The following is a 16727-nucleotide window of genomic DNA, read 5'->3' on the forward strand; positions in this document are numbered from 1 at the left end:
CTCAGTCTCCCGCCACCCGCAGCCGACTGCCCGCACCCACGACCGCCAGCGCCCCGTCCCGGTCCGTCCGCAGCACCACCGCGCCCTGCGCCCGCAGCGCCGCGACCGTACTGGGAGCGGGATGTCCATACGAGTTGTCCTCCCCGCAGGAAATGAGCGCCAGCCGCGGAGCCGCCCGGCGTATGAGGTCCGGGTCCTGGTACGCCGAGCCGTGGTGGGCGACCTTGAGCACATCCACTCCGCCCAGCAGCGCCCCCGCCGGCGATCTCAACAGCGCCCGCTGGGCCGGGGGCTCGAGGTCCCCGAGCAGCAGGAGCCGCAGCCCGGCCGACCGGACGAGCAGGGTGACGCTGGCGTCGTTCGGCTCTTCCGGTTCCGGTGCCGGACCGAGACGGCCCGGCATCGGAGGCGGTGGCGGCCACACCACCTGCCAGGACAGCGCCCCGGTGCGCCGCTCCTCCCCGGCTACGGCACGCGTCGCCGGCACACCCCGGGCGGCCGCCTCCCTCCGTACGAACTCCACCTGGTCCACGGGCTCCTCGAACCCGGTCGTCTCGATCGCGCCCACCTCCCGCCCGCGCAGCACACCGGGCAGGCCCGCGACATGGTCGGCGTGGAAGTGAGTGAGCACGACCAGCGGGATCCTGGTGATGCCGAGCGTGCGCAGACAGCGGTCGACGAGCCTCGGGTCGGGTCCGGCGTCCACGACCACGCCCGTGCCGTCGCCCGCCGCGAGCACCGTCGCGTCGCCCTGCCCCACGTCGCACATCACGAACCGCCAGCCGGGCGGCGGCCACCCCGTGATCACCCTGGTCAGCGGCGGCGGCTGCACCACGGCCAGCGCCACCAGCACCGCGCAGACGGCACACCACCAGGGGTGCCGCAGCAGTCGCCGGCCCACCAGCAGCACGACCACCGTGACGACAGCCAGCAGCGCCGCTCCGGTCCAGCTGCCCGGCCAGTCCACTCCCCCGCCGGGCAGCGCCGCCCCGGTGCGGGCGACGTCCGCGATCCATCCCGCAGGCCAACTCGCGCCCCACGCCAGCGCCTTGGCCACCGGCATCGCCACCGGCGCGGTCGCCAGCGCCGCGAAGCCCAGCACCGTGGCCGGCGCGATCGCGAACTCCGCGAACAGATTGCACGGCACCGCCACCAGGCTCACCCGCGCCGACAGCACCGCGACGACCGGCGCGCACAGGGCCTGCGCCGCCGCCGCGGCCGCCAGCGCCTCCGCCAACCGCGGCGGCACCCGGCGCCGCCGCAACGCCGCACTCCAGCGGGGTGCGATGGTGAGCAGCGCGCCGGTGGCCAGGACGGAGAGCAGAAAGCCGTAACTGCGGGCCAGCCACGGGTCGTACAGCACCAGCAGCAGGACGGCCGTCGCCAGTGCCGGGATCAGTGACCTGCGGCGTCCGGTCGCGAGGGCGAGCAGCACGACGGCCCCGCAGGCCGCGGCCCGCAGCACACTCGGATCCGGTCGGCACACGACGACGAATGCGAGCGTCAGCACCCCGCCGAGCAGCGCGGTCGTCCGCAGGGAGAGACCGAGGCGGGGCGCGAGGCCACGGCGCTCGACCAGCTGGGCGCGGCCCGGCGGACCGATGAGGAGGGCGAGGATGATGGTGAGGTTGCTGCCGGAGACGGCCAGCGTGTGCGCGAGGTCGGTCTCCTTGAACGCCTCGTCCAGCTCCGGGGTGATCCGCGAGGTGTCGCCCACGACCAGCCCGGGCAGCAGCGCCCGCGCGTCCGCCGGCAACCCGTCGGTGGCCTCCCGCAGCCCCGCACGCAACCGTCCCGCGAACCGCTGCGCCCCCGTCGGCTCCCCCACCACCTCAGGCGCCGCCCGGTCCCGTACCCGCAGCACGGCCGTGATCCGATCACCGTCCCCCATCGCGGGCGCCAGCCGCGCGGACACCCGTAACCGCGTGGAGGGCAACAACCCGAGCCAGGGCGAACGCCCCCGCTCCTCACCGGCGCCCCGCGCCCCCACATCGACGATCACCAGCACCGGCGCCCGCGTCACCACGGCCGGCCGACCGGCCCCTTCCACCCGTCGCACGTCGGCATTGATCAGCACGGAGGTCGGCGCCACACGGTCCCCTCTGACCCGGGGCCGGGTGAGCCGGGGATCGGAGGTGACCTCGACCTCGGCAGTCACGGTGGCGTACTCCCGCGCCAGCCCGGGCACCGGCCCACGCCGCAGATCGGCCCCGTGCAGCCCGGCGGAGGCAGCGGCCGCGGCGACACAGAGCAGGACGGCGGCGACCGAGACCCGCGGCCAGGTGAGGCGCACGGCGACGGGACCGGGCACGGGGCCGCCGACCCGCCCGCCGCCACCAGCCGCCCCGTGTCGCCGCCGCATCAGCAACAGCACACCCGCCAGGACCAGGCACACGACCGTGACACCGGCGACCCGGTCCGGCGGGGCGTCCAGCGTCAGCGCCGCCGTCGCCCAGGCGGCGAGCGCGGGTGGGACGAGTCGGAGATCCGTGGGTCCTTCCTGCCGGGGATGGGCGGCGCCGAGCCGGGTCCCGGACGCGGCGTGCACGGCAGGGCGCACATGGTCGGCGGTCACGTCCTCGGGCGGGGTTACGGCGCCGCGCCTCATGGCCGTACGAGATTTCGCAGATCGGCGAAGCGGCGGTCGCCGATGCCATTGACTTCGCGCAGCTCGTCCACCGAACGGAAACCGCCGTGCTGTGTGCGGTAGTCGATGATGTGCTGCGCCAGCACCGGGCCGACGCCGGGCAGCGTGTCGAGCTGATCCACCGTGGCCGTGTTGAGCGAGACCGGCGCCGCGGGTGCCGCGCCCGCCACCGCGCCGGCCGAGCCGGGAACAGCGGCAGCGGCCGGACCGCCGACGATCACCTGCTCCCCGTCCACCAGGAACCGTGCCCGGTTGAGCGCCTCGGTGTTCGTGCCGGGCCGCACCCCACCAGCCGCGCGCAGGGCGTCGGCGACCCGCGAACCGGCCGGCAGACGATGGATGCCCGGATCGCGCACCTTGCCGCTGACGTCCACCACGATCTCCGCCCCGGCCGTACCCGCGGCCGCGGCATGGGGGACACCCGCCGCAGAGGCCCCCGGATCAACCGCCTGCTTCTCCTCGCCCCCTCCCAACGGAGCCGCGGCCCGCACCACCTCGGGCGCTGTCACGGGCTGAACACGGCCGGCCCAGAAGTGCTGCACGGCGAACCCGGCGGCGACGACGAGCACCACGGTGAGTGCGACCACACTTCGCCGCTCCAGCCCGCACCGCGCCTGCAGCCACACCGGCATCCGCTCCCGCAGAGCCATCCCGGCCCGTACCCGCCAGTCCCCCGCGGCAGCACGCCCCTCGGCACGGACGTCAGGCGCATCAAGATCTACGTCGGATTCCCTGTCGTCAGCATGCGGGGCATACCCATCCCCACCCGGCGGAGCATTCCCCGACTCCCGCCATTCCCCGGCGCGTTCGGCGAAAAGCACCTCCGCACGTCGGCGGAGCTCCTCGGCCGACGCATACCGCTGCCGGCTCCGGCTCCGGTCGTGCGGGCGACGATGACGGATACGGCCGTCGGAGCGGGGGCCACGGCCGGGGCCACTGGTAGCGGTCGCTGTGCGTGTGCGTGATCGAAGTGCCATGCGACGAGGATCGGGCACCTCGGCACGTTCGCGATGATCTTGCTCAAATCCCGTGGATCACTGCCCAGTTGTGGATAACTCCACCACTCACACGAGTGAATCGCCCGAGCCCGCCGTCGTCATCGCGGCGACACCACAACCCCCAACAACCCCGGCCCGGTATGCGCCCCGATCACCGCCCCGACCTCGCTCACATGAAGGTCGGCCAGCCCGGGCACCCGCGCCCGCAGCCGGTCCGCCAGCGCCGACGCCCGGTCGGGGGCGGCGAGATGGTGCACCGCGATGTCGACCTGCGCGCCGCCCGCCCGGTCGGCCACGATCTCCTCGAGGCGGGCGATCGCCTTGGACGCCGTCCGTACCTTCTCGAGGAGTTCGATCCGGCCGCCCTCCAGCTTGAGCAACGGCTTCACCGCGAGCGCGGAGCCCAGCAGGGCCTGCGCGGCGCCGATACGGCCGCCGCGGCGCAGATAGTCGAGGGTGTCGACGTAGAAGTAGGCGGACGTCCCGGCGGCCCGTTTCTCCGCGGCCGTCACCGCCTCGTCGACCGTGCCGCCCGTCTCCGCCGCCTCCGCCGCGGCGAGCGCACAGAATCCGAGCGCCATCGCGACCATCCCGGTGTCCACCACCCGCACCGGCACCGGCGCCTCGCGCGCCGCGAGGACCGCCGCGTCGTAGGTACCGGACAGTTCGGCGGACAGATGCAGGGAGACGATGCCGGTGGCGCCGGACTCGGCGACCGCGCGGTAGGTCTCCGCGAAGAGTTGGGGGCTGGGGCGGGACGTCGTGACGGGGCGTCGTTTCTGGAGTGCCTGGGCCAGGGAGCGGGTCGAGATCTCGGTGCCCTCTTCCAGCACCTGGTCACCGAGGACCACGGTCAGGGGCACCGATGTGATGCCGTGGCGCTCCATCGTCCGCGGCGGCAGGTAGGCCGTTGAATCGGTGACGATCGCGACATGGCGGGACATGAGCTGGAGGTTACCTGGCGTAGCGCCCGGACGGCAGCCCGGCCCCTGTCACCTGGGCGGCCGTGGCCGGATCAAAGCGTGCTCAGGGCGTGCTCAAGTCGTGCTCTCGGGGCGGGTCTTCTTCTGCCACGGATAGGTGGGCCGCGGGCCCGGCGGGTTGATGGCGGGCGGCGCCGGCTCGTCGGCCGTGTGCGCCCGGGGCGTCTCCGGCCAGGTCTGCTCGGTGCTGGCGTGCTCGGCGGCCGGGGCCTCGGGCCACGGGGGCGGAGTCGGCGTGGGCGTGGGCGTGGGCTCCGCGGTCTGCGCGGACTCCGCCGTCTGCCAGTGCCGCAGCGCGCCCGCCTCCATGTCGATCTGCGTGCTCAGCGAGTCCAGGTCGTCGTCCGCGAAGCGGCGGGCCCGGTCGCGGGCCGCCCAGCGCAGGGAGTCCGCCGACTGGGCGATGCGCTCGGTGCGCTCGCGCAGCCCGGGCAGCCGCTCGGCGAGGGTCGCCCGGTCCGGCTCGGACTCCAGGCGCCTGAGCTCGCCGTCCAGTTCGTGTCCGTGCGCGCTGAGCCGCTCGAAGAGGCCGAGGGACTCCTTGAGGGACTCGTCCTCGGCCACGCCCGCGTGCAGCGCGTCCTGGGTGGCCCGCATCGAGGTGCGCAGCTTCAGCCGCAGCTGGGCGATCTCGCCCGCGGGGCCGAGCTGGGCGAAGGACTTCGCCCTGAGGGTGTGGTCCTCGACCGTGCGGCGGGCCTGCGTGATCGTTCTGTCCACGCCGCGCTTGGCCGCGCCGACCACCTTCACGGTGGCGTACGCACCGAGCGCCAGGAAGAGGACAAAGAGCAGGGCGACTACCGCGAACAGTGCTTCCACAAGCTCCTCCTCCGACCGGCCACGGCCCGCTCCGCGCCCCTCTTCAACCGTAAACGCTACGGGCAGGCCCGGGGTTCCAGCAGAACCCCGAACCTGCCCGTAGGGGACTACCCCGAGGCATCCGCGCCCCGGGACCGGCGACTAGGCCGGAACGATGTTCACCAGCTTCGGCGCCCGCACGATCACCTTGCGGATCCCCGCTCCGTCCAGCGCCGCGACGACCTTCTCGTCGGCCAGCGCGACCTTCTCCAGCTCGTCCTCGGAGATGGCCGGCGAGACCTCCAGGCGGGCTTTGACCTTGCCCTTGATCTGCACGACGCAGGTCACGGTCTCGTCCACGACGTACGCCGGGTCGGCGACCGGGAAGTCCCGGTGGACAACCGAGTCGGTGTGGCCCAGCCTGCGCCACAGCTCCTCGGCGATGTGCGGGGCCAGCGGGGCGACCATCAGCACCAGCGACTCGGCGACCGGGCGCGGCACGGCGCCGCCCGTCTTGGTCAGGTGGTTGTTCAGCTCGGTGACCTTGGCGATGGCGGTGTTGAACCGCATGCCCTCCAGGTCCCCGCGCACGCCGTCGATCGCCTTGTGCAGGGCGCGCAGGGTGTCCTCGTCGATGTCGGCGTCCTCGACGACGGTGACCTCGCCGGTCGTCTCGTCGACGACGTTGCGCCACAGCCGCTGCAGCAGCCGGAACTGGCCGACCACCGCGCGCGTGTCCCACGGCCGGGACACGTCCAGCGGGCCCATGGCCATCTCGTACAGGCGCAGCGTGTCGGCCCCGTACTCGGCGCTGATCTCGTCCGGAGTGACCGCGTTCTTCAGGGACTTGCCCATCTTGCCCAGCAGCCGGGAGACCTTCTCGCCCTGGTAGTAGTACGCGCCGTCGCGCTCCTCCACCTCGGCGGCCGGCACCGCGATGCCACGGCTGTCGCGGTAGACGTAGGCCTGGATCATGCCCTGGTTGAACAGCTTGTGGAACGGCTCCACGGAGGAGACGTGCCCCAGGTCGAACAGGACCTTGGACCAGAAGCGCGCGTACAGCAGGTGCAGTACGGCGTGCTCGGCGCCGCCGACGTACAGGTCGACACCGCCGTGCGGCTGGCCCTCGCGCGGGCCCATCCAGTACTGCTCGATCTCGGGGGCGACCAGCTTCTCGCTGTTGTGCGGGTCCAGGTAGCGCAGCTCGTACCAGCAGGAACCGGCCCAGTTGGGCATGGTGTTGGTCTCGCGGCGGTACTTCTGCGGACCGCGGCCGTCGCCCAGGTCCAGCGTGACACTGACCCAGTCCTCGTTGCGGGACAGCGGCGTCTCGGGCTGGGTGTCGGCGTCGTCCGGGTCGAAGGTGCGCGGCGAGTAGTCCTCGACCTCGGGCAGCTCCAGCGGCAGCATCGACTCGGGCAGGGAGTGGGCGATGCCGTCCTCGTCGTAGACGATCGGGAAGGGCTCGCCCCAGTAGCGCTGGCGGCTGAACAGCCAGTCGCGCAGCCGGAAGTTGACGGTGCCCTCGCCGATGCCCTCGCGCTGCAGCCAGTCGGTGATGCGCGCCTTGGCGTCGGCGACGCCCAGGCCGTCCAGCGAGATGTCGTCGTTCGAGGAGTTGATGATCTTCGCGTCGTACGACGCGAAGGCGTCCTCCCACGTGGCCGTGTCGGTGCCGCGGCCGTCGGTCGGCTCGACGATGCAGTGGATCGGCAGTTCGAAGGCGCGCGCGAACTCGAAGTCGCGCTGGTCGCCCGCCGGGACGGCCATGATCGCGCCGGTGCCGTAGCCCATCAGGACGTAGTCGGCGATGAAGACGGGGATCTGGTCGCCGTTGACGGGGTTGGTGGCGTACGCGCCGATGAAGACGCCGGTCTTGTCCTTGGCCTCGGCCTGCCGCTCGACGTCGGACTTGGAGGCGGCCTGCGCGCGGTACGCGGCGACGGCCTCGGCCGGGGACGCGTGACCGCCGGTCCAGACGTCGTGGGTGCCCTCGGGCCAGGCGCCCGGGGTGAACTTGTCGACCAGCGGGTGCTCGGGGGCCAGCACCATGTAGGTCGCGCCGAACAGGGTGTCTGGGCGCGTCGTGAAGACGGTGATGCGCTCGCCGTCGATCGGGAAGTCGACGCGGGCGCCCTCGGAGCGGCCGATCCAGTTGCGCTGCTGCAGCTTGATGGCCTCGGGCCAGTCCAGCTCGTCCAGGTCGTCCAGCAGCCGGTCGGCGTAGGCGGTGATGCGCATGTTCCACTGGCGCAGCTTGGCCTTGAAGACCGGGTAGTTGCCGCGCTCGGATCGGCCGTCGGCGGTGACCTCTTCGTTGGCCAGCACGGTGCCCAGGCCGGGGCACCAGTTGACGGGCGCGTCGGAGGCGTACGCCAGACGGAAGTCGCCCAGGACGTCGGCGCGCTCGGCGGCGGTCAGCTCGTGCCACGCGCGCGTGTGGCCCGGTACGGCGCGCTCACCGGTCTCGAAGCGGGCGATCAGCTCGGAGATCGGGCGGGCCTTGCCGGCCTCGTCGTCGTACCAGGAGTTGAAGATCTGCAGGAAGATCCACTGGGTCCACTTGTAGTAGTCCGGGTCGATCGTGGCGAACGACCGGCGCTTGTCGTGACCCAGGCCCAGTCGGCGCAGCTGGGCCGTCATGTTCTCGATGTTGGCCTCGGTGGACACGCGCGGGTGCGTGCCGGTCTGCACGGCGTACTGTTCGGCGGGCAGGCCGAAGGCGTCGAAGCCCAGGGTGTGCAGGACGTTGTGGCCGGTCATCCGCTGGAAGCGGGCGAAGACGTCGGTGGCGATGTAGCCCAGGGGGTGGCCGACGTGCAGGCCCGCACCGGAGGGGTACGGGAACATGTCCATGATGAACTTCTTGGGCTTGGCGACCAGCGCGGGGTCGCCGGCCAGGTCACCGCTGGGGTTCGGTGCCGCGTAGGTGCCGTCGGCGTCCCAGAAGTCCTGCCAGCGTGCCTCGATCTCGGCCGCCATGGCGGCCGTGTAGCGGTGCGGCGCGGCATCCACCGACATGCCAGTGGTGGCAGCGGGGTTCGTCTCGCTCATGATCCTCAAAGCTCCATCGATCGTCATCTGCCAGCAGAAATGAAAAATCCCCTCGCACAGGAGGGGACGCCGCGCCGATTCCGACCAGCCGATTCAGTGGCTGACGGGACTGATCAGCGCGGCTCGCTAAGCAGAAGGCGTACGGCACGCATGGCGTTAGGGTACCGCAGCCGTTGAGCACGCCGCGACGCGCTTACGTATGCCTTATTGGCACCGGGTGCCGCACCCGCGGTCCCCGGGAGCTCGCCCGTCACACCTGACAGAAGCTGAACCAAGGTCAAAAGTTACTTCGCGTAACAGCCACTAAGGGACATCGCAGCAACCGCATTGTCCGTTGATAACAACGCAATAACTCAAACCTCGTACCCACCGGTATGGCGCCGCTTAGAGTGCGGCAGCGGGACCGCTTTCCCGAACCGTTCGGAGTTGCCCCCATGAACCCTCGTCCGCACAGCAGTTCGCCTCCCTGGCCCGATCCCCCGGCCTCCGGGACGACGAACGCTGACACTTTGCCGTCCATACCCTTCATCGTGATGTCGGGAGGCGTGTCGTGACGACGGACAGCACGATGGACGACTCGTTCCTGGAGTTCCTCAACTTCGGCGCCGGCGTCCTGTCACTCGTCAGCCTCACCTGCTCGGTGATCTGGGGACTCGTCGCCCAGGACCGGATGATCCTCAACATCCGCCAGCGGATCTCCGCGCAGGCCGTGCACCGGGTCACCGCCGTCGCCTCCATCGCGTTCCTGATCGTGCACATCGTGACCAAGCTGGCGCTGGACCACACCAGCTGGATCGCCGCGGTGATCCCGTTCGGCCTGCTCTTCACCGGCGGCGACCAGTTCACGGGCACCGCCTTCCTCATCGGCCTCGGTACCCTGGCCGCGATGCTCATGATCTTCGTCGGCGTCACCGGCGCGCTGCGCAACAGGTTCGCCTCCCCGGCGCCGGTCGCGGCCCGCTGGCGCGCGATGCACATGCTGGCCTACCCGGCGTGGTGCGCGGCGCTGATCCACGGCCTGTTCGCGGGCCGCCCTGCGAAGACGTTCTTCATGGTGTCGTACGAGCTGTGCGTGGTCGGGGTCGCCGCGGCCCTCGCCCTGCGCGCCGCACCGCGCCCCTTCAAACGCAGGGTCGCCGACCGGCTCGCCGCGATCATCGGCGCCGACGAGCAGGCGGGCCGCGAGGAGCTGGACGCCGGCCGCGCCAAGGCCGCCGCCGGGTCCGCGCTGCCGGGCTACGAGAGCCGGCGTCCGGCGAGGCCGTCGCGCGAGGAGTCGACCGGAAGCCTGCCCGGCATGCCGGCGCCCCCGGCCGCGGAGCCCGCGAACGGTTTCGCGGCCGCCTACCGGGCCGTCTCCCCCCCGCGCGTGCCACAGCAGCCGTCGTTCGCGCCCGACCAGACCGCGCGCATGGACCTGCCCCTGGACATGCAGCCCACGGAGGCGATCCCACGCGTCGACGGCCCCGGCAGCACCTCGGGCAGCTGGCCGATCCCGTCCCCGCCGCCGGTCGGCGAGGCGCCCCCGTCGGCCTACGACCCGCTCCAGGACACCGGATACAACATCCCGGCCTATGGCAATCCGGGCGCCGCGGGGTACGGCGGGAGTGATGTGTACGACACCGGTGAGTCGAACCCCCTCTACGGCACGTACAACCCCAACGACACGTACAACAGCGGTCCCGCCACTGAACCATCACCCGGTGATGCGTACGACTTCGACGCACCACCGGGTTCGGGCGAACCTTGGAACACGCCTTCCGGAGGCTATAGGTGAACGAGGCCCTGCCCGACGTACCCGAAGTCCGCGTGGTCGGCCTTCCCCAGCTCACGTCAGGCTTCGACCTTGTCGAAAGACTCGATCTGCCCATGCATCTGAAGGTGCACGGGCCGCTCGAACCGATGGGCGGCGAACAGCTCGCGAAGCTCGCCGAGAACATCAACCTGAAGGGCCGCGGCGGCGCGGGCTTCCCCTTCCACAAGAAGCTGCGCTCGGTCGCCGAGTCGGCGATCCGCCGCGGCGTACGGCCGGTCGTCGTCGTCAACGGCAGCGAGGACGAACCGGCCTGCCGCAAGGACACGGTGCTCATCAATCGTGCCCCGCATCTCATCCTGGACGGCGCCCTGCTGGCCGCCGAAGCTCTGGGTGCCCGCACGCTCGTGGTGGGGGTCACCCGTGAGTCGACGCAGCGCTCCATGGAGGCCGCGCTCGCCGAACGCGGCCTCAGCAACGGCCGCCGGTCGGCGCTACGCGCGCGCGTGCAGCGCAATCCCGTCCGTATGGTCACCGGAGCGGCCGCGTCGCTGATCCGCTCCATCGACGGCGGCCCGGCGATCCCGCCCGGCCGCAAGGTCAGCGCCTCGCAGAACGGCGTCGGCGGCGCACCCACCCTGCTGTCGAACGCCGAGACCTTCGCCCAACTGGCGATCGCCGCCCGCATCGGCCCGGAGCGCTACGGCAACACCGGCCTCTACGACGAGCCCGGCACCGTCATGCTCACGGTCTCCGGCGCGGTCGCCCGCCCGATGGTGATCGAGGTCCCCACGGGCGTGCCGCTGCGCTACGTCCTCCAGCTGGCCGGCGCCCCGCCCGTCCCGCAGGGCGTGCTGACCGGCGGCTACCACGGCAAGTGGATCGACGCGGCGACGGTCAACGAGGCGATCGTCTCGCGCAACTCGCTGGACGCGGTGGGCGGTGCGCTCGGCGCGGGCGCGATCCTGCCGATCACCCAGGAGACCTGCCCGCTGGGCGAGTCGCTGCGGGTGGCCCAGTGGCTGGCCGAGGAGAGCGCGGGACAGTGCGGTCCCTGCTACCTCGGTCTGCCGGCCGCAGCGCGCGGCCTGGAGGACATCCTCAACGGCGGCGGACCGGCCGCCCTGGAGGCGGTCAAGCAGGTCGCCAAGAACGTGAAACGGCGCGGCGCCTGCTCGCATCCGGACGGCTCCGCGATGTTCCTGGAGTCGACCATCAAGGCGTTCACCGACGACCTGGCCGCGCACGTCCTCGGCAACGGCTGCGGACGGCCCGTGGAGGGCGTTCTGCCGCTCTTCGAGGGCGGCAGGGCCCCTACGGGCATCCCCGGCGGCGCGGAGTCCGAGGAGAACGGTCCCAGCCGCCAGAAGATCTACGTCGACTGGACGCTGTGCCGGGGCCACGGCCTGTGCGCGGACATCCTCCCGGAGGTCTTCGAACTCGGCGCCGACGGCTTCCCGACCATGGCCCAGGCGCAGGTACCGCGCTATGCCGAGGCGAAGGCTCTACGCGCGGTGCGCCGCTGCCCGGCCCTCGCCCTGCGCATCGAGGAGGACACCCGCTCCCAGGCGCCGACCCGCAACAACCTGCCGGTCCTCTCCCAGGGCCGCGGCCGCCGCGCCCTGGGCCGCTGAGCACACCCCACGAAGGGGTCGCCCGGATCCGGGCGACCCCCGCACCTCAACAGCCTCTGAAAACGGGAAGATCCCCCGGATCGCATGATCCGGGGGATCTGACTGTGGAGCTAAGGAGAATTGAACTCCTGACCTCCTGCATGCCATGCAGGCGCTCTACCAACTGAGCTATAGCCCCTTGTGGTGTTCCGTTCGGTTTCCCTCGCGGCGACGCCAACATTACACGGTGGACCCGGTGCACCACCAAATCGTTTCCGCTCCGCCCGGATACAACCCACGATGTCCACTTTCAACCGTTAGGCGGTGACGAACGAGTAGAAGCGTTTGAGCGTGCAGTGTTCCTCGAGCAGCCGGCCGTAGATCGGCTCGCCCTCGAGTTCGCGGTACGTCTCGATCGGGTCGCCTTTTATGATCAGCGCCCGCGCGCATTCCTCGCACCAGTACTGGTAGTCGGGGTTCACCGGTTCCATGTCACGGACGATCGGCGTTCCGCTGCCGCACCAGTCGCACTTTCGCCTGTGTGCACCCATCGATCAGCTCCAGCTGTGGCCGCAGGCCGTGCACACGTAGGAAATTCCACCGTTGTCGCCGAGGACCTGGGCGACGCTGACGGAACCGCAGGAAGGGCAGCTGAGGCGGGTGACCGTATCCCGTGTCAACGCTGCTTCGAAGAGGTGACCGACCTCTCCGAGGATGCTCGCAGGCATCGCTACTCCCTCCCGTCGGGTCGCGCCCCCTTCCGGCCGTTTGATTCTGCCACGGCCGGGCCAATACGGTCAGCGACGCCTCAGTACCAGTCCGGACACGGCCGCCTCCCCAGAGGTATACGCCCCGCAGGCCCCAAGTGACTCAAGCCGGATGAGTGGAAACGAAAGATCCCGCCCCCCTGGGGACGGGATCTTGATCGATCGAGATCTGTGGAGCTAAGGAGAATTGAACTCCTGACCTCCTGCATGCCATGCAGGCGCTCTACCAACTGAGCTATAGCCCCTCGCGCCACGCGGCGGAGCCGCATGGTGTTTCGCCCCGCTCAGCGGGGCGAACAAGAAGAACTTTAGCCTGCGACCTGCCGGAAAGTGAAATCCGGGTCGGGCCGCACGGACGGGACGTCAGTCGTCGTCGCCGAGCACCGGCTCCGGCAGCGTGCCGGCGTTGTGCTCCAGCAGGCGCCAGCCGCGGGCGCCTTCGCCGAGGACGGACCAGCAGCAGTTGGAGAGGCCGCCGAGGCTCTCCCAGTGCTGGGCCTCCAGGCCGAGGAGACGGCCGATCGTGGTGCGGATCGTGCCGCCGTGACTGACCACGACGAGGGTGCCCTCGTCGGGCAGCTTCTCGGCGTGCCGGAGGACGACGGGGGCGGCGCGCTCGGCCACCTCGGTCTCCAGTTCGCCGCCGCCGCGGCGGACCGGCTCGCCGCGCTTCCACGCGGCGTACTCGTCGCCGTGCCGGGCGATGATCTCGTCGTGCGTCAGCCCCTGCCAGACGCCCGCGTAGGTCTCGCGCAGTCCCTCGTCGTGGGTCACCTGCAGGCCGGTGAGCTGGGCGAGCTCGGCGGCCGTGTCGGCGGCGCGCTGGAGGTCGGAGGCGACGATCGCGTCGGGCCGAAGGGAGACGAGCAGCCGGGCGGCGCGGCGGGCCTGGGAGACGCCGGCCTCGGTGAGGGCGACGTCCGTGGTGCCCTGGAAGCGGCGCTCCACGTTCCAGGAGGTCTGCCCGTGCCGCCACAGGATGACGCGGCGCCCCCGGGGCTTGGCGGCGGTCACCTCACCGGTGCTGCTCATCGCCACTCACCGCCCAGGTCCGCCGCCTCCTCCGCGGCCCGCAGCTTGGCGTGCTCCGCGGCCTTGCCGCGGGTTGCCTTGGCGTCGGCGGGCAGCTCGAGCTCGGGGCAGTCCTTCCACAGCCGCTCCAGGGCGTAGAAGACGCGTTCCTCGCTGTGCTGGACGTGGACGACGATGTCGACGTAGTCGAGCAGGACCCAGCGGGCCTCGCGGTCGCCCTCGCGGCGCACCGGCTTGGCGCCGAGCTCCTGCTGCAGCCGCTCCTCGATCTCGTCGACGATCGACTTGACCTGACGGTCGTTGGGCGCGGAGGCCAGCAGGAAGGCGTCCGTGATCGACAGCACGTCGCTGACGTCGTAGGCGATGATGTCGTGCGCGAGCTTGTCGGCGGCCGCCTGCGCGGCGGAGTGGATGAGCTCGAGAGAGCGGTCAGTGGCGGTCACTACACGGCTTTCGGTCGGCGGTCACTTGACACCAAGGGTCTCACGGCCCGACGAGGGCACCCCACGTGCTGGACGGCGCACGGGGGTGCCGCCTCCGGCTAGGACGCGGAGGGCGCGGAGGGCTCATAGTTCCGGCCGAGGATCACGGAGACGTCCGCGTTGCCGGAGACCTTGCCCTTGGTGACGGAGCCGGTGGGCAGGCCCAGGGTCTTGGCGACCTCGGTGGCGTTCTCCTTGTCGGCGGCGTCGGCGTATACGACCTTGGAGGTGGCCGAGGCCCCGGACGCCGTACCGCCCTCCAGGAAGGTGAAGCCGCCGTTGAGGAGGATCACGCGGGCCTTCTCGGTGTTGTCCTTGACGCCGCTGGCGTTCTGAACGGAGACGCGGACGGCGGCGTCCTTGTCGGGGCTCTTCGCGGTGCCGCCGAGGACGTCCTTGACCACGCTGTCACTGGCCTCGGCGGTCAGTGTGCCGTCGGTCTGGACGGGCAGCAGGGCCGTCTTGTAGTCGCCGCCCTTGGCGAGGTCGGCGAGCTTGGCGAGGAAGGTGCCGAGGTCGTTGTCGGTCAGTGAGGGGTCGAGGATCTGCTGCAGCGTCTGCACGGTGACGGTCGCGCCCTGGGCGTCGGAGGACAGCTTGCGCAGCACGCCCTGCATGACCTGCCCGAACCGCTGCAGCTGGGCGTTCTGGGCCTCGCCGGAGGCACGGTAGGTGGCGTAGGCGACGGCGGTCTTGCCGCTGAGCGTCTGGGCCTCGCCCTTGCGTACGAGGGGCGCGGCGCCCTTGGACTCGGCGGCCGGGTCGGGCACGTCGGCGTTGGTGTCGACGTCGATGTTGCCGACGAGGTCGACGAGGTTCTGCAGGTAGGGGGTGTCCAGGCGCCAGGTGCCCTGGATGTCGGTGCCGAGGACCGTGTCGAGCGCGTCGCGGGTGCCGGAGGAGCCGTCGTCCTCGACCGACTTGGCGAGGGTGGTCGTGGAGCCGTCGTCGGCCGTCAGGGCGAGCGAGTTGGGCAGCAGGACGGTGGTGCCCTGCTTGGTGGTGGTGTTCTCGACGAGCAGGGCGGTGGAGGTGGCGCCGGTCTTGGTGTTGTGCAGGTGGACGACGACCACGTCGCGGTTCTGGGCGCCCACGGCGGTCGCGGTGCCCGCCTTCTCGTCGGACGACGACAGGCCGGGCAGCTTCCCGGCGTACCAGAGGCAGCCCACGCCGCCGACCGCGGTCAGCGCCAGGACCACGACCAGGGCGATGAGCCGGCTGCGGGCGCGGCGCTTGGCCTCCTCGCGGCGCTCGGTGCGGTTCTCGGTGAAGTTCAGCCAGTCGATGACGTCCTCGGAGTCACCGTCGGGATCCTCGACGAAGGCGAACTGCTCGGTGCGGTAGTCCCGATCGGGCCGGTCCTGGGGCTCCGGTTCCCCGGCCGGGCCGGCCTGCTGCGGGATGTGGACGGTCTGCTCGGCGGCGCGGGGCCGGACACGGGGCTGTTGGCCGCCGACCGCGGTCTGCCCGTAGGGGTCGTAAGGGGCCGCGGGTCCGCCGGTGCGGTGCGTGCCGGTGCCGGTCGCGTACGGGTCGTAGGAGGGGGAGGGCGGCTGCTGACCGGTGTCGTAGGGAGGGACGGGCTCCTGGCGGCCGGTGTGACCGGTGTTGTACGGGTCGTACTGCGGGGCCGGCTGCTGCTGGCCGGTCGCGTACGGGTCGTAGCCGTATCCCTGCTGTGCGTAGGGGTCGTAGGGCTGCTGCTGGGGGGGCCGCTGCTGCGCGACCTGCCGGTACACGGGCCGGCCGTACTCGTCGTAGCCGACGAGCTCGTACGGGTCGTCGTGATGGCCGTCGTACCCCGCGTCGTATCGGTCGTTCACCGGTGCCCCTCTCGGCTCACTCGCCGCGGTACAGCTCGCGCTTGTCGATGTAGCGCACGACTCCGTCCGGCACCAGATACCAGACGGGGTCGCCCTTGGCGACTCTCGCACGGCAGTCTGTGGAGGAAATGGCCAGAGCGGGAACCTCGACGAGCGAGACGCCGCCCTCCGGGAGCCCGGGGTCCGTCAGATGGTGTCCGGGACGGGTGACCCCGATGAAGTGCGCGAGGGAGAACAGTTCCTCCGAGTCCCGCCAGGTGAGGATCTGGCCGAGGGCATCGGCGCCGGTGATGAAGAAGAGGTCCGTGTCCGGATTGAGCGCGCGCAGGTCGCGCAGGGTGTCCACGGTGTAGGTCGGGCCGCCGCGGTCGATGTCGATGCGGCTGACCGAGAACTGCGGGTTCTCGGCGGTCGCGATGACCGTCATCAGATAGCGGTCCTCGGCCGGGGAGACCTTGCGGTGGGTCTTCTGCCACGGCTGGCCGGTGGGCACGAAGACCACCTCGTCGAGGTGGAACTGCGCGGCGACCTCGCTGGCCGCGACGAGGTGCCCGTGGTGGATCGGATCGAACGTTCCGCCCATGACGCCGAGCCGGCGCTTGCCGGGGTTCGACGAGCCGTTGCCCGGGGCTATCGCCGTGCGGGGTTCCGTGCCGTGGCTCGGGCCGGGCGCCTCATTCGCCGGACCGGTAGGCATGTCCTGCTCTCCCATGCGTGCAGACCCTACCGGCCCGGCCCGTGGGCTCCGGCCCCCAGACCCCCGGGGGACGCCCCGGG

The 16727-nt window shown here is 71.4% G+C and carries 12 protein-coding genes and 2 tRNA genes; 2 read left to right on the forward strand and 12 right to left on the reverse strand.

Annotated elements, in window-relative coordinates; genetic code table 11:
• Position 1: 1 nt before the first annotated feature.
• From AQJ91_RS04940 to leuS, 5 genes are all read right to left on the reverse strand, one after another.
• A complete protein-coding gene (locus AQJ91_RS04940) occupies positions 2-2608 on the reverse strand; it encodes a ComEC/Rec2 family competence protein (RefSeq protein ID WP_067016732.1) in 2607 nt (868 codons plus the stop codon).
• A complete protein-coding gene (locus AQJ91_RS04945) occupies positions 2605-3624 on the reverse strand; it encodes a ComEA family DNA-binding protein (RefSeq protein WP_107122344.1) in 1020 nt (339 codons plus the stop codon). The genes AQJ91_RS04940 and AQJ91_RS04945 overlap by 4 nt, the downstream gene beginning before the upstream one ends.
• 119 nt (positions 3625-3743) lie before the next feature.
• Positions 3744-4589, reverse strand: coding sequence for a DegV family protein (locus tag AQJ91_RS04950; RefSeq protein WP_067016736.1), 846 nt, complete (start codon positions 4587-4589; stop codon positions 3744-3746).
• 93 nt (positions 4590-4682) lie between these two features.
• Entirely contained in the window at positions 4683-5447 is a 765-nt protein-coding gene (locus AQJ91_RS04955) for a hypothetical protein (RefSeq protein WP_079084676.1), read from the reverse strand.
• A gap of 141 nt (positions 5448-5588) precedes the next feature.
• Complete coding sequence (leuS, locus tag AQJ91_RS04960) at positions 5589-8480, reverse strand: leucine--tRNA ligase (protein WP_067016738.1); 2892 nt, start codon at positions 8478-8480, stop codon at positions 5589-5591.
• Between the two features lie 568 nt (positions 8481-9048).
• Here leuS and AQJ91_RS04965 point away from each other — a divergent pair.
• A complete protein-coding gene (locus AQJ91_RS04965) occupies positions 9049-10257 on the forward strand; it encodes a ferric reductase-like transmembrane domain-containing protein (RefSeq protein WP_067017214.1) in 1209 nt (402 codons plus the stop codon).
• A complete protein-coding gene (locus AQJ91_RS04970; RefSeq protein WP_067016739.1) occupies positions 10254-11867 on the forward strand; it encodes an NADH-quinone oxidoreductase subunit NuoF family protein in 1614 nt (537 codons plus the stop codon). The genes AQJ91_RS04965 and AQJ91_RS04970 overlap by 4 nt, the downstream gene beginning before the upstream one ends.
• A 105-nt stretch (positions 11868-11972) precedes the next feature.
• Here the strand turns inward: AQJ91_RS04970 and AQJ91_RS04975 are convergent.
• The 7 genes from AQJ91_RS04975 to nadD form a co-directional block, all read right to left on the reverse strand.
• Positions 11973-12045: transfer RNA gene (locus tag AQJ91_RS04975), tRNA-Ala, on the reverse strand.
• Positions 12046-12163: 118 nt separating this feature from the next.
• On the reverse strand, positions 12164-12397 hold the full coding sequence (locus AQJ91_RS04980; RefSeq protein WP_003976229.1) for a hypothetical protein: 234 nt from the start codon (positions 12395-12397) through the stop codon (positions 12164-12166).
• A gap of 388 nt (positions 12398-12785) precedes the next feature.
• Positions 12786-12858: transfer RNA gene (locus tag AQJ91_RS04985), tRNA-Ala, on the reverse strand.
• Between the two features lie 118 nt (positions 12859-12976).
• Complete coding sequence (locus tag AQJ91_RS04990; RefSeq protein WP_067017215.1) at positions 12977-13645, reverse strand: histidine phosphatase family protein; 669 nt, start codon at positions 13643-13645, stop codon at positions 12977-12979.
• Entirely contained in the window at positions 13642-14088 is a 447-nt protein-coding gene (rsfS, locus tag AQJ91_RS04995; protein WP_067016741.1) for a ribosome silencing factor, read from the reverse strand. Before rsfS ends, AQJ91_RS04990 begins: the two co-directional genes overlap by 4 nt.
• 98 nt (positions 14089-14186) lie before the next feature.
• Positions 14187-15950 (reverse strand): LCP family protein, encoded by a 1764-nt coding sequence (locus tag AQJ91_RS05000; protein ID WP_067016743.1) that lies wholly within the window; start codon positions 15948-15950, stop codon positions 14187-14189.
• A gap of 16 nt (positions 15951-15966) precedes the next feature.
• A complete protein-coding gene (gene nadD, locus AQJ91_RS05005) occupies positions 15967-16662 on the reverse strand; it encodes a nicotinate-nucleotide adenylyltransferase (protein ID WP_067016746.1) in 696 nt (231 codons plus the stop codon).
• Positions 16663-16727: the final 65 nt, after the last annotated feature.

This window comes from Streptomyces dysideae (genome assembly GCF_001514305.1).
Taxonomy (GTDB): domain Bacteria; phylum Actinomycetota; class Actinomycetes; order Streptomycetales; family Streptomycetaceae; genus Streptomyces; species Streptomyces dysideae.